At 74.3% G+C, this 15,243-nt stretch carries 9 protein-coding genes; 1 reads left to right on the plus strand and 8 read right to left on the minus strand.

The features are described 5' to 3' along the window. The 4 genes from ACWCP0_RS29800 to ACWCP0_RS29815 all read right to left on the minus strand — a co-directional run. On the minus strand, positions 1–488 hold a 488-nt coding region (locus ACWCP0_RS29800), incomplete at its 3' end, for an ATP-binding cassette domain-containing protein (RefSeq protein ID WP_451081866.1). Beyond that, the gene (locus ACWCP0_RS29805) at positions 485–3,280 is read right to left on the minus strand and encodes an FtsX-like permease family protein (protein WP_451081867.1); all 2,796 of its coding nucleotides are present in this window, start codon (positions 3,278–3,280) and stop codon (positions 485–487) included. The genes ACWCP0_RS29805 and ACWCP0_RS29800, both read right to left, overlap by 4 nt. Before the next feature lies 1 nt (position 3,281). Next, entirely contained in the window at positions 3,282–6,683 is a 3,402-nt protein-coding gene (locus tag ACWCP0_RS29810; RefSeq protein ID WP_451081868.1) for an FtsX-like permease family protein, read from the minus strand. A 145-nt stretch (positions 6,684–6,828) separates the two neighbouring features. Beyond that, the gene (locus tag ACWCP0_RS29815) at positions 6,829–7,233 is read right to left on the minus strand and encodes a globin (protein ID WP_451081869.1); all 405 of its coding nucleotides are present in this window, start codon (positions 7,231–7,233) and stop codon (positions 6,829–6,831) included. 131 nt (positions 7,234–7,364) lie between these two features. On the opposite strand from ACWCP0_RS29815, the gene ACWCP0_RS29820 reads away from it, so the two are divergent. Next, the gene (locus ACWCP0_RS29820; protein ID WP_451081870.1) at positions 7,365–8,375 is read left to right on the plus strand and encodes a methyltransferase domain-containing protein; all 1,011 of its coding nucleotides are present in this window, start codon (positions 7,365–7,367) and stop codon (positions 8,373–8,375) included. On the opposite strand, the gene ACWCP0_RS29825 is transcribed toward ACWCP0_RS29820, so the two are convergent. From ACWCP0_RS29825 to ACWCP0_RS29840, 4 genes are all read right to left on the minus strand, one after another. Continuing rightward, positions 8,353–9,531, minus strand: a complete 1,179-nt coding sequence (locus ACWCP0_RS29825) for an FHA domain-containing protein (RefSeq protein ID WP_451081871.1) — start codon at positions 9,529–9,531, stop codon at positions 8,353–8,355. The two genes, ACWCP0_RS29820 and ACWCP0_RS29825, sit on opposite strands and share 23 nt — an antisense overlap. Before the next feature lie 76 nt (positions 9,532–9,607). Beyond that, positions 9,608–10,966, minus strand: coding sequence for a vWA domain-containing protein (locus ACWCP0_RS29830; RefSeq protein WP_451081872.1), 1,359 nt, complete (start codon positions 10,964–10,966; stop codon positions 9,608–9,610). Positions 10,967–11,048: 82 nt separating this feature from the next. Beyond that, on the minus strand, positions 11,049–12,413 hold the full coding sequence (locus ACWCP0_RS29835) for a PP2C family serine/threonine-protein phosphatase (protein ID WP_451081873.1): 1,365 nt from the start codon (positions 12,411–12,413) through the stop codon (positions 11,049–11,051). Positions 12,414–12,416: 3 nt separating this feature from the next. Continuing rightward, positions 12,417–15,239, minus strand: coding sequence for a tetratricopeptide repeat protein (locus ACWCP0_RS29840; RefSeq protein ID WP_451081947.1), 2,823 nt, complete (start codon positions 15,237–15,239; stop codon positions 12,417–12,419). Between the last annotated feature and the right edge of the window lie 4 nt (positions 15,240–15,243).

The raw sequence follows: 15,243 nt of genomic DNA on the forward strand, positions 1-15,243 counted from the left end.
TCGGCGACGCCGAGCATGGACAGGAGGTCCTGTGCGCGTTCGGCTTTCCTCTTCGTGCGGCCGCGCAGCTGCATGGGCAGGGCCACGTTCTGGGCAGCGGTCAGGTAGGGCAGCAGGTTGCGTGCGGTCTGCTGCCAGACGAAGCCGACGATGTCGCGGCGGTAGCGCAGTCGTGCTTTGGCGTCCATGGCGAGCAGGTCGCAGTCGGCGACCTTGGCGGCGCCGGCGGTGGGGACGTCCAAGCCGGCGAGGATGTTCATCAGGGTCGACTTGCCGCTGCCGGACGCGCCGACCAGGGCGATCAACTCGCCTTCCTGGACGAGCAGGTCGAGGCCCTGGAGGGCTTGGACCTCGACGCCGTCCGTGGAGAAGATCCGTACGAGCCGGTCGCAGGCGATCAGGGCGTCGTGCCCGTACGCGGGCCGGTCGCGGCGCGCCGTCGCCCGCTGCTCCAGCTCCGCCAGCGTGGTCGTGGTCGTGTCGGTCATCGCGTGTCTCCTGCTCTGAGTTCGGTGATCGATCCGCGGCGGCCCGCCCACCACGCCTGCCCTGCGGCGACCGCCCCTGCCAGCGCGACCACGCCCGCCGCGGGCAACGCCAGCGACCACGGATCGGCGCGCAGCGAAGCGCTGTCCACCGGGGCGAGCCCCGGAGCCGCGGCCAGTGCGAGCCTCACCAGGTCCACGCCGGGGGCGAGCAGCTGGATGGTCGCCCAGCCGACGAGTACGCCGCCCCCGGCGGCGAGCAGCGCCTGCGGCATGGCCTCCAGACCGAGCAGCTGCCGCCCCTGCCGGGTGGTCAGACCCATCGTGCGCAACCGGGCGAGCAGGGTGGCGCGTTCGGGGGCCGACTGCAGCAGCGAGAGGAGCAGCGCGAGTACGGCATAGCCCGCACCCGCCGCGATCGCCGCCGCGTAGATCCGCTCCGCGCCTTCCTGCAGCGGCGAGTCGGTGAACGCCGCACGCTCCTCGCCGCGCAGCCGTACGGACAGGTCCCTGCCCGCGTCCCTGTCCGCGCCGGCCGTCGCGGCCCGCAGTGCCCGGCCGTCGAGCCGGTCACCGACGGCCAGCAGTGCCGTCGGCGCCCGATGGGTCAGCCTGGTGCCGTCGACGACCAGGAACTCGGCGGACGTGACTGCCGGCGTGCGGGTGTCCACCGCCGTGACCTCGATGGTGAGGTCCCCTGCCAGCGACGTGATCCGGTGCGCCCCACTGCCGAGCCACTTCGCGACACCGGGAGAGGCGACGGCGCCCAGCACCGGCCCTCCGCCTGCCTCCTCCGACGTCCTCAGCGTCCTCAGCGCATCCGCCGGGAACGCGCCGAGCCCGAGCTCCCGGGCCAGCCGCGAGTACGCCCCGGGGTCGACGCCGACCAGCGAGGCGCTCAGCGGGTCCCCGACGTCGTTCGCCCGGGAAGGCAGCGCCAGCGCGTGCTCGATCTGCACCGCCGTCACCTCCCGCACGCCGGGAGCTTCCCGCACCGTACGCTCCAGGCCGTCCGGCAGCGCCACCATGTCCGCCGGGCCGGCGATCCGCGCATCCGCACCGGTCGCCAGCAGCGCCGCCCGGTCGCGTGCGTCCGCGACCCCCGCCAGCACGGAGCCGCCGAACGCCGCCGTGGTCAGCGCGATCAGCAGCGCCAGGAGCGGCAGGGCACCCGACGCCGACGACCGTCCCGTACGGGCCAGCGACAGGAACCCGACCGCGCCGCGCAGCCGTCCCACCGGGCGCGCCGCCCACCGCAGGGGCAGCGGATACAGCCGTACGAGCACCAGCGCGGCGATCAGCCCGACCAGCACGGGGGCCGCGCTGACCAGGTGGTCGCCGGCCTCGGATGTGCCGCGCCGCCGCAGCGCCACCACCGCACCCACCGCAAGCACCAGCAGGGTGAGCTCGGCGACGGTACGGCGCCGGCTCGGGCGGGCGCGCACCAGGTCGTCCCGCTCCCCGTGCGCCCGCGGTCGGCGATGCAGCACGAGCGCGCGCACCGGAAGCGCGGTGCACGCGAGGACGGCCACACCCGTGGCTGCGAGGACCGCGGGCAGCAGCCGGGCCTCGTCCACCACCAGCACGGCGAGCAGCAGACCGAGCCCCGATGCGGGCAGCGCGACCACCGCGGTCTCGGCGAGCAGCCGTCCGCCGATGCCGCGCAGCGACCCGCCGCGTGAGCGCAGCAGGGCCAGTTCGGTGCTTCGGCGTGTCGCGACCAGCCCGCCGGTCATCGCGAGGACGACGGCGGCGACCGTGCCGATCCCGATGGCGGCGACGGCGACGACCGGCGCGATCGCCGACCGCATCGTGGTGTGCGACGCGAGGATCGCGTCCAGGTCGGTGGTCAGCGCGGCGTTCTCACCGGCGACCTCCTTCAGCTCCAGCAGCCCCGGCCCGCCTTCGAGGGAGGCCACGAGGCGGGTGAGGTCCGGCACGTCCTGGGCGGTGAGACGACCGGTCGCGGGCGCGACGCGCACGTACGGGTGTGGATCGCCCGCCGTACCGAGCAGCGCCGGCGCGGCCTCCGGTGCCAGCAGCAGCCCGGCCCGCCAGTAGACCTGCGGCGGCGTGCCCGGCTTGGCGTCGAGCCCCGGTGTGCGCAGGGTCCGCTCGTAGGACCAGTAGCTGCCCTGCGGGCGGCGGGGCTCGACGATCCCGCTGATCCGTACCGTCAGCTCCGGCTCGCCGAGATGCACCACGGAACCGACGTCCAGGCGCAGCGACTTCGCCGTCGCCACGGTCACCGCGGCCTCGACCTCCTTGGTCGAGGACGTCACCCGTCCGTCGGCGGCGGGCAGCCGCCCCTTGCGCACGGTGGCGTGCTCCGCGAGCCCGGACTGCGCGGCGAGGGTGAACTCGGGCCGCTGCGCTTCGGGGCGCGGCAGCCAGGGATCCCGGCCGACGAGCGGCTTGCCGGTCCGCACTCCGTAGGCGGACTGCCCCACGTCCGCCCGCAGCGGCGCGGGCAGCAGGCCGATCACCCGCCGCTGCACCGAGCTCAGGGCCTCGGGCCGCAGCATCTCCTCCCGGGCGGCCTCCGCCACCAGCGGAGGCGGTGGGGTGGTCAGTTCCAGCACGCTGCGCGGCGGGGAGGCGGAGCCGATGTCGTGCCGGAGCCCATGGGTCTCGTAGGCGTCGACGGCCCGGGGGAACGCGGCGGCGAGGAAGGCCGTGAGCAGCACGAGTGCCCCGATGGCCACGGCGGCGCCGGGCGCCGTGCGCAGCCGGGTCCGCACCCATGGTGCGACCGCACGGCGGGGTCGCTTCGGCTTCTCGGTGCGCGCGGTCATGTCAGTGGTCCCCCTGGTGGCGCAGGGTCACCGCGGGGTCGGCGCGGCGCAGGGCGATGGTGGCGACGATCAGGAGCGGCAGCGTGGCGACGCCGACGACGAGCAGCGCCACCTGCGGCACGGGCAGTTCGACCAGCACGTGCGGCACCGGCTGGGTGGCGCGGCCGGTCAGCACGATGAGGGGGACCACGGCCCGGGTCAGTACGGCGCCGAGAGCGAGGCCCACCAGGAGCGCGATGGCGATGAGCACGCTCTGCTCGGCGGCGACCATGCGGGCGAGCCTGCGGCGCGGTGCGCCCAGGGCGCGCAGGACCGCGAGTTCGGCGGAGCGCTCGCGCAGGGATCCGGCCGCGCTCACCGCGAAGCCGACGGCGGCGAGCGCGGCTGCGGCCACGGCGACGGCCATGAGCGCCGAGCGGGGCCCCGCGCCGAGCGGATCGCCGAGCAGTTCACCGGCCGCCTCGTCGCGAACGAGGACCTGGCCCGGATCGGCGTCGGGCCGCTGCCGCAGTGCATCGGCGAGGCCGGCGGCCTTGCCGTGCTCCGTGCTCAGCCACCACTCGGTGGGCCTGATGGAGGTGTCCGTGCTGCCGGCGAGGTGCGCGTTGACCGTGCGGAGGTCGAGCAGCAGAGCGCCGCCGTCGCCGCTCTCGGAGCCGGTGGCGGCCGCGGTGCCGCCCTCTCCCGCTGCCGGGGCCGGCGCCGCCGACTCCGCGCCCGGACCGGTCGTCGGCAGCTGCCGTACCGTCCGCACGATCGTCACCCGCAGGTCCTCACCGGCCAGGGACACGTCGACGCTGTCGCCGGGCTTCGACCCCGAAGCGCTCAGGAACGCGTCCGTGGCCACGGCCGCGATCTCCTTCGGCGCGGCCGGGCGCTCCGCGCCGATGCGGATCCCGAACTCCATGGGCACGGTGTAGTCGAACCCGAACTCCGTCGCTGTGGGCGCCGGGCCGACGTCGTAGCCGACGGTGAGCAGCGTCTTCCCCGAGGCGGTCGGACGCAGTGCCACCGGCTTGTGCGGCTCCCCTCCCACCGTGTCGGTACTGGTGCCCTGCCAGCGGAGCCCGTCCGGCACCGTCACCGGCCGTGCGGCCCCCTCGGGACCGGCGGTCAGCAGCCGTTCGACGCTCAGGCGGTGCTTCTCGCCCGGCCCGTCGGGCACCGAACCGTCGAGCCGCAGACTCGTCACGGTGAGCGGTCCGGCGGGAGCTGCACGGCCGCCGGCCGCGGTCCCGTCCAGGTCCGCGGTGACCGCGTGCGTCCGGCCGTCGGCGGGCACAGCGCCCGCGGGGATCCGGTAGACGATGCCGTAACGGTCCTCCACCACGACCGTGAGTCTCGGCGCGAGTCCGGAGGGGGAGGCACCCGACGCGGACTTCTCCTCGTCGATGCGCAGTTCCACGGTGAGACGCCGGGTGTCCTGCGGCAGGGTCACGCCCGTCTGCGTGCCCTGTGCCGCGCCCACGGCCTTGAGCAGCCGGCTCGCCGGCTCGTCGGCCAGATCGCTGCGCAGCAGCAGCTGTTCGTCCGCACGGGCCGTGTCCAGGACGAGGACGCTCGCGGTCCGGTTGCCGGACAGCCCCAGGGAGGCGCGATGCGCGGGCGCGGCCTGGCGTACGCCGGGCAGGTCCGCGTACCGGCCGGCGTCACCGGGCCCGCCCGTCCCGGTCTCCAGCACCCGCACCGAGGCGCCCGTCCTGAAGTCCGCCTGGTCGGCCTGCGAACGGTCCCACGACGCGCTCTGCCCGATCGCCAGCATGCCCATGGCGACCGCGAGGACCAGCAGCAGCACCGGGCCTGCCCCGCGCAGCGGGCGACGGCTGAACTGCCAGCCTGCCAGGGCCGTTTCCAGCCCGCGCCCGCCGGCCGCCCGCCGCTCCGCGAGCCGTGCCGCGGGCGGCAGCAGACGCAGGGTCAGCACCGTTCCGGCGAGCAGCGCCAGCGCAGGCGCCGCGACGAGCAGCGGATCGATACCGAGATCGCCCTCGCGGTCGCCGCTGAGGGCGCCCGTACCGCTCGCGGTGGTCTGCCGGTCCAGCTGCCAGTACGCCACCGCCGCGATCACCAGCAGTCCGACATCGGCCCCCGCGCGCACGGGCGCAGGCAGGGCCGCGGCGCGGACGCGCCGCAGGCGCCCCGACGGATCCGCCGTCGCGGCCAGTGCGGGCGCGACGACCGCCGCCGCACAGCACACCGCGACCCCGGCCGCGACCAGCCAGACCTGGCCGGTCGGGGCGTCGCCGAGCCCCAGCCCGATCCGGTCGAGGGCGGACGTCCGCGCGAGCAGTCGGGTCAGCGGGCCGGACAGCAGCGGGGCGCAGACCGCGGCCGGGACGGCCAGCAGCAGCGCCTCCAGCGCGGAGAGACCGGCGATCCGGCGGCGCGAACCGCCGCGCGCCCGCAGCAGATCGGTCTCGCCCGCCCGCTCCGTACTGAGCAGTCGCGCCACCAGCAGCAGTGCGTACCCGGCGAGCAGCACCAGCTGCACGGCGACGATCATCAGCGTGGACCGGGACACCAGCAGCGCGCGCTCGGTCCGGTCGAGCACCGTGGGCAGCGCGGTCCTCACGGTCGCGCCGCCCCGGAACACCGGGTCCTTGCGGAGCGCTTCGGGGCCGCGCACGGCCGCCTCGCGCAGCGCGCCGATCCGGTCGGTGGCGACTGTCCGGTAGTCGGCCGCCGCCACCCAGGCGGTGGAGTCCGACGAGGTGCGGCCGGAGGCGAGCACGGACGGGTCGATGAGCAGCGGTCCGTACGTCGTGAAGACGACGGTACGGACCCCGCGGCCGCCGAGAGCGTCCAGCTGCCAGTACGGATCGCCGGTGTCGGCGGCCCGGTAGATGCCCGTCACCCGGACCGTCAGCGGCGTGCCGGCCAGCCGGTCGGTGAGCGTGATCCGCGCCCCGGGGCGCAGCTTCAGCAGCTCGGCGGCGGCTTCGGGCAGCGCGACGGGCACGGGGGCGGTACGTGCGGCGGGGGCCGGTCCCGGCAGTGTGCCCGCGACGAGCCTGATCCGGGACCGGTCCAGGGCGGCGAAGTGGGTGAGGTCGGGTTCGCCCTTGCGGGCTTCGGGGGCCTGGAGCGAACGCGGCAGCGCGTACGCGCCCGAGCGCTCCAGCTTCCGTACGGTCACCGGCAGCCCGTCGAAGGTCTGCCGCGCGCCGCGGACCGCGGCTTCCTGGGCCGCGTCCCGCCGGTCCCGCGGCACGTCCGCGCTGATGACGAGTGAGGCGGAGGCGGCGGCCGGGCCGCGCAGGGTGTGCCGCAGTGCCGCGTCCCCGACCGACCCTTCGAGCGCGGCGAGGGCGGCGAGCACGGATGTGGTCAGCAGCACTGCGAGGAGCGCGGCCGCGAGCAGCAGCCGGTGCGCTCCCACGCGCAGGAATATGAACCCCGTCACCCGTACCCCCGGTCCAACCCCCATCGAACGTGCATCGGATGCTTTCAGAGGGCACCCGGATGGGAAACCGCTTCCAGGGGGACAACGGCCGACCTTGACGTGATCGTGACCGATAACCGGACCCGGGAACCCGGGACCCGGCGGTTCAGCCCGCGGAGTTGATCATGGACGCCGCGGCGTAGGTGAGGTACTTCCACAGCTGCTGCTCGTGCTCCTCCGAGAGGCCCAGCTCGTCGACGGCCACCCGCATGTGCTTCAGCCAGGCGTCGTGCGCGGCCTTGTCGACGGTGAACGGCGCGTGGCGCATCCGCAGCCGGGGATGGCCGCGGTGATCGCTGTAGGTGCGCGGGCCGCCCCAGTACTGGATGAGGAAGAGCGTGAACCGCTCCTCGGCAGGGCCGAGGTCCTCCTCGGGGTACATCGGGCGCAGCAGCGGGTCCTCGGCGACACCCTCGTAGAAGCGCCGTACCAGGCGTCGGAAGGTCTGCTCGCCACCGACCTGCTCGTAGAAGGTCTGCTCCTGAAGTGTGCCCCTCGGAATCTCGTTCACCGTTCCATCGTCTCAGACCGGTCGGCCGAAGACCTGGGTCCTAGGTCCTTCCCCGGATCCGGCCCGGGACTCCGTCCGGAAGTAGCCGTCAGGCGCTCGCCTCCCGCCCGGGCACGCAGGAAAGTGGAGGTATGGGTGCGCAGCGGGACACTCCTGCGGTGCAGGACCCCTTCGCGGGCCCCGCCGCCGAGGTGCGGCGCGCGCTGGTGCGGCGGATCGCCGCGACCGGCGCGCTGGGGGATCCCGCCTGGCGGGCCGCCTTCGAGGAGGTGCCGCGGCATCTCTTCGTGCCGTACTACTACGTCTCCACCTTCGCCGGGTACGAGCGGCTCTGGTGCGGCGACCGCGATCCGGACCGGCGCGAGCGGTGGCTGAGGGGTGCGTACGCGGACGGGCCGCTCGCCACCCGCGTACGGGACGGGCGGCTCCTCTCCTCCAGCAGCCAGCCGTCGCTGATGGCCCGGATGCTGGACGCGCTGGAGGTACGGGACGGGCAACACGTCCTGGAGATCGGCGCCGGCACGGGCTACAACGCCGCCCTGCTGTCGCATCGGCTCGGCGACGCGCTCGTGACCACCGTCGAACTCGACCCGGAGATCATCCAGTCCGCGCGGGCCCATCTCGCAGCGGCGGGCTACCACCCCACCATGATCACCGGTGACGGTGCGCGCGGCTGCCCCGAGCGCGGCCCCTACGACCGGATCATCGCGACGTGTGCCCTGCCGTCCGTACCGCAGGGCTGGCTCGCACAGTGCCGTCCGGGCGCCCGGATCCTCGCCCCGCTCGCCACGGGGCTGGTCGCGTTGCGCGCGCAGGACGGCGGCCATGCGGAAGGGCGCTTTCTGCGCACCCCTGCGTATTTTGTCCCGCTTCGTGGTGGTGTGCCGGTGCGCTCGCCGGTCCCGCGCTCCGCAGGACTGCCGCGGCGGGCGGCCGACAGCGAGCTGTTCCACTTTCTGCTCGCCCTGACCGCTGGCAGCCTGGATCCGCACGAAGCGCTCTCGCTCTGGCAGCGCGAGCAGCGGCCGGAGCGGGAGCGCTTCGGTGTCACGGTCAGCGGCCGGCACCAGTGGGCCTGGCTGGACGACCCCGAAGGGCCGTACGCCTGGCCCCTGGCCGCTACTGGCCGCGACGAAGGGTGATCGTCGTCCAGGCGCCCACGTGCACCCGGTCGCCGTCCTTGAGCGGGACGGGGACAAAGGGCTGGATCGGCTCCTCGCCGCCGTTCACCGTGGTGCCGTTGGTGGAGTTCTGGTCGACCACCGCCCAGGTGCCGTCCGGCTGGTGGACGAGGACCGCGTGCTGGTGCGAGACGCCCGGGTCCTCCGGCGGGACGGAGAGGTCGATGTCCGGCTGCTCACCGGTGGAGTGCCGGCGACGCCCGATGGTGACCTGCGTGCCGGAGAGCGGAAGCTTCTGCTCCGGGGAGTACGCGGGCAGATTCAGCCCGGCGGCCTCGGGGCCGCTGCGCTGCATCATCGCCATGAAGTACTCACGGTCGGGCGCGATGACCGCCGTCCAGCCCGCGGGCGGCCGGTACTGCTGCTGCGGCGGCCCCTGGTGGTGCATGGAGGGCGGCGGCTGCGGCGGCTGCGCCTGCGAGGGCGGTGAGATCACCCAGTCGTCCCCGCCGCCCTGCTGCTGCGGCCCCGGCGCCGGAGCCGGGACGGCCTGCGGGAAACCGGGCTGCGAGGGCATCGGGGGCTGACCGGGCCGCTGGAACGCCTGAGGCGGCGCGGGCGGGCCGGACTGCTGGAAGGCCTGCGGCGGTGCCGGCGGGCCGGACTGCTGGAAGGCCTGCGGGGGCGGGGGAGGGCCCGGCTGCGGCGGCTGCGGCGCCGACGGGTCGCCGGTCAGCGGCTCGGCGGGACGGTTCATCTGCGAGGGCCGCGAGCTCTGGTACTCGAACGGGTCCGGCGGGCGCGGTTGCTGCTGCTGCGCCTGGAAGCCGGGCGGCAGGTTCAGCCCGGGCACCGGACCGCCGGGACCGCCGGGTCCACCCGGCCCCGGGCGGTTCTGCGGGGCCAGTGGCGTGTACGACGTCGCCGTGTTCGTGAGGAAGTTCCAGCGGCACTCCTCGCAGAACGGCGCCATCGCCTCGCGCGGCGTACGGCACTGCGGGCACAGCTCCGCCTGGGCCGTGGCGTCGGGACCCGGGTAGCCGTACCCGGGCGCGGGCGGCGGGGGAGGAGGCGGCGGCACCGCGCCCGCCGGAGCCCCCGCCCCGGCCATGCGATGGCCGCAGACCTCGCACCAGTCGTCGGAACCCGACTGGTGTCCGTTCGGGCAGGTCGGCATGTCGGTGCTTCCCCCTCTCGTTACGTCAGGCCCGCGCAAGGGCCGGACACCTACTGCTTCGCGTTCCGTTTCATGTCTACTTCTTGACGCGAACTGTCTTCGTGGAGCGCGTTTCGAGTGTCATCTCGTCCGCCTCCGCAACCTTCGCCTTCAGTCGCACAGTACCCGTCGCCACATCGACGACGTCCACCACCTTCGCCAGCAGCTTCGCAGTGTCCTCGTTCCCCGAGGCCGCCGCCAGCTGCACCGCACGCCCCAGTTTCGCCGTCGCGCCGTCCATGTCCCCCGACTTGCGGGCATCCAGGCCCTGCTGGATGACCTGTGCCAGTTCGGCCTGCCCGGTGTAGTGCGCGACCTGCGGGTTGATCGATGTCGACGCCGCCATGTCGTCCGTCCACACCGCCCGCACCAGCCCCTGGGAGAGGGTTTGCGGGGTGCCGCCCGCCGGGTCGGGGAGGATCAGCGAGACCCGGGCCGCGAGCATCTCCTGGCCGATGCTCGCCTGCGGCACCTGCACACACACGTGATAGTCACGGGACTCGTCGCCCCACGAGCCGGTGGGGTAGTCGCCGGCACGAGGGCCCGCCTCAGTGCGCCGGCCGGTCAGCTCCTCGACCCTCGGCGCCACCTGCTTCACGAACTTGATCTCCACACCGACGGGCGTCCACAGCCGCAGCGACACGTCCGCGACCTCCTTGCCCATCGCGTTCTCCATCATCTGCGTGAAGTCCGCGGACAGACCGGACGGGTCGGCGACGATGTCGGCGCTGCCGAGGAGCGCCGAGGCGATGCCGGTGACCTCCTTGACCTCCCAGTCCGTCCCCACGCCGCGGGCGTCACAGGTGAAGCGGCCCACGCAGGCGTCCAGGGCGGCCCGGAGGTCCTGCGGCGACTCGTGCTCGTTGCGGCCGTCGGTGAGCAGAATGCCGTGCCGGATGGTGACATCCTCCGACTGCAGCAGCCGGTCGGCGAGGCGCAGCCAGGTGCCGATCGCCGTGCCGCCTCCCGCGCTCAGCCTGCGCAGCGCCTCCTTGGCCTGCGCGCGCGTCGTGGCACTGGCGACCGCCAGACCGCCACCGCCCGGGTAGACCTCGTTGGCCACATGTGTGCCTGCGACCACGGCGAAGGCCGTGCCGTCGCGCAGGGTGTCGATGGCCGCGGCCGTGGCGTCGCGCGCGTTGCGCATCTTCGTCGGCGGGTAGTCCATCGAGCCCGAACAGTCGACCATGAGCACCACGGCGGCGCTCGGACCCCGACCCGGTATGGACGAAGGGGAGGCGGTCATCCCGGTGAGCGGGACACCGCCGCTCGTGCCGCCTCCCGTGGAGGTGACCGTGACGATCGCGTTCACCTCGCGACCGCCCTCCGGCAGGAACTCGTTCTGGTACACATCGACGGAGAACTGAGGCACGGTCGACTTGGAAAAGTTCGCCATCTGATCTGGCTCCTTGAGCTCCACGTAACAGACAGAAATGACAAAGGGATTGCCGGTCGGGCGAAGAGGACGAGGGCCTTGTTCAGGCCGATCCTGCCCCTTGCCCCGGGACGGCGAACGGGAGCACGGCCACTGTTACGTTGTCGTGGCCGCCGCCGTCCAGGGCGTGACCGACCAGCACCTGGGCAGCGGCCAGCGGGCGGCCCGCCGCGTCCGGCGGCAGGATCCGCGCCAGCTCCTCCGCGGCCTCCGCGTAGTTCCACAGGCCGTCCGTGCAGACGACGACCACACCGGGGCGGTCCGGTTTGAAGGCGGCCGTGTGCGGCTCCAGCTCGTACGCGTCCGCGCCGAGCCAGCCCGTGATGGCGTGGGCGCGCTCGTCCGCGTACGCCTCGGCCTCGCTCATCAGGCCCGTGGAGACCATCTGGGCCGCCCATGAGTCGTCCTCGGTGAGGCGGGCGGGCGGGCCGCTGCGGTCGTCGGGCACCCAGTACGCCCGGCTGTCGCCGACCCAGCCCACGACCAGCAGACCGGCCGCGACGACGGCGCCGACGACTGTGCACGCAGGTGCGTTCTGATGGCGGTGCGGATCGTGCTCCATCGCCGCGGCGGGCTCGGCCGCCAGCGAGTTGACCGCCTCGGCCGCCGCGACGATCGCCTCGTGCATCGCCTGCTGCGGATGGCCGCCACGGGGCAGCGACTCCAGCAGCGACTCGTTGGCCGCGGCTGCGGCCGCCGCGGAGGCGTCGTCCGGGCGGGTCGCCGACGACACGCCGTCGCAGACGATCGCGATGACGGCGGGCGAGCCGTCGGGCAGCGCGGTCGAGGAGACCGCGAACGAGTCCTCGTTGCGGTGGTGGCGCAGTCCGCGGTCGCTGACCGCGGCCACCGCGCCGAGCTCCTGCTCCATGTGGTCGCGCTCGCGGGGCTGGGCGTGCCCGCAGTGCTCGCAGTAACCGTCGGTGTCGACATGGCCGGCGCGGCAGGCGACGCACAGCTTCGTCCCGGCGGGGGGTGTCGCGTACGCCGGGGCCGGGGCGGCGGCGCGGGGGTCGGGCGCGGCGAGCTCGAAGTCGCCCGATGCGGACGCGGTGTCGGCGGCCGGGCCGACCGGGGGCGGTGTGGCGTCCGGGCGGTCGAAACGTACCGCCGTCGCGGGCAGCGGACGGCCGCCCGCGGGCGTGCCCGAGGCCGCGACCACGCCTGCGTCCGGTCCCGCGCCCGGAGGTTCGGCGGGCGGCTGCGGGCCCGGTGGGACGGCGCCGGAGCCGTCCAGGCCGCCGGCCGCCGGCCGATCCACCGGGGAGCCGATGGCGATCGTGGGCTGGTCCCGCGGCGGCTCGGGCACGGCCGACAGGTCGTACCCGCAGGCACCGCAGAACAGGTCGGTCGACTCCAGAGGCTCCTCGCAACTGGGGCACGCGGAGAGCTGGTGCATCCGGTCCATCACTCACACCCACGTCCGGGGGCGGAAACGGTTGGCCCGCTCCACCAGTTCGATGCGCTCCTCGCCGTGCTGCGCGAGCCGGGCGAGCACCCGGAACGAGCGTTCAAGTCCGAAGCGCAGTCCGCGCTCGTCCAGTTCGCTGCCGAGCAGGACTGTCGCGGTGGGCCGGGCCCCGGGACTACCGGAGAGTACCCAGTCCAGGGCCGTGCCCAGCACCTCTGTGGACAACCGTTCCCGGCGCACCGCGTCCAGGCCGAACCCGTGGAGCGCCGTGACCTGGTCGGCTGCGGCGGTCAGATCGTCGATCAGCGGATCGTGCGCGGCGCGTCTGCGCAGCCTCGCACGGACCGCGGCGACCCGTGCGGCCGTGTAGTGGATCGACGCCTCGGGCACGGACTCCAGCGTTCGTACGGCCCCGACGCGGTCGCCCGCGGCGAGGTGCACCCGGGCCAGGCCGAACGCGGCGCTCACATAGCTCGGGTCCGTCGTCCACACGAGCCGGTAGTACTCCGCGGCGTTGTCCAGCTGGCCCAGCACCTCGGCGCAGACGCCGAGCGCGAGCTTCGGCGCGGCCTCGCCGGGGAAGGCGTCGTAGATCGCGTCGAAGGACAGCGCGGCGGTCTCGTTGTCGCCGGTCGCGAGGGACGCGATGCCGCGGTACCAGACGACCCGCCAGTCGTCCGGGTGCCGGGACTCCAGATCGGCCAGCGACATCGTCGCGGAGCCGAGGTCGTCCATCTCGAGGCGGGCGCGCAGCTCCCGCAGTCGCAGCTCCACGGAGCTCGCGGGCGCGGCGTGCAGCGCGGCGATCAGCTCCGCGGGGGCGGAGGCCATCAGGCCGGCGAGGAATCCCGCGTTCGGGTCACCCGGGTCGACGCGTGGCACCGGGAGCGCCAGCGCGGTCGCCCGCGCATCGAGCCCGACGAGCTGCGGTTGCGCCGCGGCGGCGGTCTGCGGTGCCGGCACCTCGGTACGGGGCGACGGCACCACGGCCTGCGTCTGCGCGTACGCGAACGCGGGTGTCCCCTGTCCGGGGCCTCCGGCGACCGGGAGGTGGCCGGGTGAACCGGGCACCCCGGCGTTCCCGGCTCCGCCGGGCAGGGCGTGCGCGGCCCGGCCCCCGTTGCCGCCGCCGGCCACGCCGCCTCGGAGGAAGCCGCCCTTGCGGGCCGCCGCTCGTGCACCCAGCACCGACACCTCGCCGTCCAGCTCGGCGAACAACTTCGCGTCCGTCACCCGCAGTTCCGTGCCGAACAGTGTCGACAGCGACGGCCGGGGCCGCCCCGTCTGCAGCGCGACGACCTCCCGCAGCACGCCCGTCAGCTGGTCCGCCATCTCCTGCGCGGAGGCGAACCGGCGCGCCGGATCCGGGTCGGTCGCGCGCACGAGCAGCCGGTAGAAGGACTCGTAGGTCCGGAACACCTCGATGTTGTCGGGGTCGGGCAGGGAGTCCACGAACACGTTCGTGTAGCCCTGGAAGTCGAACGTCAGGACCGCCAGCGTGCGCGCGACCGTGTACAGGTCGGAGGCGACCGACGGGCCCACCTCCGCGACCTCCGGGGCCTGGTAGCCCACGGTGCCGTAGATCGCCGACTCGTCGTCGTCCATGCGGCGCACCGCGCCCATGTCGATGAGCTTGAGCTGGTCCTCGGTCTGGATGGCGTTGTCGACCTTGAAGTCGCAGTACAGCAGGTTGCGGCTGTGCAGATGGCCGAGCGCCTCCAGCGCCTCGATGCCGTAGGCACAGGCCTGTTCGACAGGCAGCGGGTCGCGCTTCCCGTCGGGGGCCCGGCGCTCGTTCGCGATCTCCTTGAGGGACTTGCCGCCGACGTACTCCATGACGATGTAGCCGTCGAGCGAGCCCGTCCGCTGGTCGAGGTGCTCGACGAAGTTGTAGATGCGGACGATGTTGGAGTGCTCGATCTCCGCGAGGAAGCGGCGCTCCGAGATCGCCGCGGCCATGGCGTCCTGGTCTCCGGTGTCCAGCAGGCCCTTGAGGACGACCCAGCGGTCGGAGACGGCACGGTCGATGGCGAGGTAGACCCAGCCGAGGCCGCCGTGCGCGAGGCAGCCGATCACCTCGTACTGCCCGTGCACGACGTCGCCCGCGCTCAGCTTCGGCACGAACGAGTAGGGGTGGCCGCACTTGGTGCAGAAGCCCTCCGTGCGGCCCGGGCGGTCGCCGCGCGCACGCCCGACCGGCGCGCCGCAGTCGCTGCGGCTGCAGAACCGCTTCCGCTCGGGGACCTCGGGGTTCTCCATCACCGCGGAACGGGGGTCGGGGCGCGGCACCTCCGGCACCGAGACCAGGCCCGCGCCCAGCCTGCCCCGCCCGGAAGCGGAGGAGGTGGAACCGGAGCTGCGCACCGACACCGAACGGCCGGTGCTGCGGCCCGACAGCGAACGCGACAGCCGGCCCGAGACCGACCGCCGCGATGTCGAGGAGCGTGACGACCGCGAGGACCGGGACGACGACCGGGCGGACGACCGCGAACCGCTCCTGGCCGAGCTGCTGTTGCTGCCGTGGGCGCCACCGCCCGTGATGCCGGTGGGCGGGGACGACAGAGAGCCGTTCACCGAGACGACCGGGGCGAGGCCGCAGGTGTCGCAGTACAGCTCGCCGCCGCCGACGTCCTCGTACGATCCCTCGCACCCGGGCCGCTGGCAGGCGGGCACGGCACCGGCACCGGCGGCACCGCTCGCACCGCCGCCCGCCCCCGAGGCCTGCGCGGTGCCGGGCGCGAGGCCGCAGGTGTCGCAGTACAGCTCGCCGCCGCCGACGTCCTCGTACGACCCCTCGCAGCCGGGGCGCACGCACTTGTTCATGTCA

It is taken from the genome of Streptomyces sp. NPDC001970 (assembly GCF_053594115.1).

What these genes read in the sequence shown, in the direction of transcription:
- ACWCP0_RS29805 (WP_451081867.1), bottom strand. Translation starts at nt 3,280, where the DNA reads ATGACCGCGCGCACCGAGAAGCCGAAGCGACCCCGCCGTGCGGTCGCA.
- ACWCP0_RS29820 (WP_451081870.1), top strand. Translation starts at nt 7,365, where the DNA reads ATGGGTGCGCAGCGGGACACTCCTGCGGTGCAGGACCCCTTCGCGGGC.
- ACWCP0_RS29825 (WP_451081871.1), bottom strand. Translation starts at nt 9,531, where the DNA reads ATGCCGACCTGCCCGAACGGACACCAGTCGGGTTCCGACGACTGGTGC.
- ACWCP0_RS29830 (WP_451081872.1), bottom strand. Translation starts at nt 10,966, where the DNA reads ATGGCGAACTTTTCCAAGTCGACCGTGCCTCAGTTCTCCGTCGATGTG.
- ACWCP0_RS29835 (WP_451081873.1), bottom strand. Translation starts at nt 12,413, where the DNA reads ATGGACCGGATGCACCAGCTCTCCGCGTGCCCCAGTTGCGAGGAGCCT.
- ACWCP0_RS29840 (WP_451081947.1), bottom strand. Translation starts at nt 15,239, where the DNA reads ATGAACAAGTGCGTGCGCCCCGGCTGCGAGGGGTCGTACGAGGACGTC.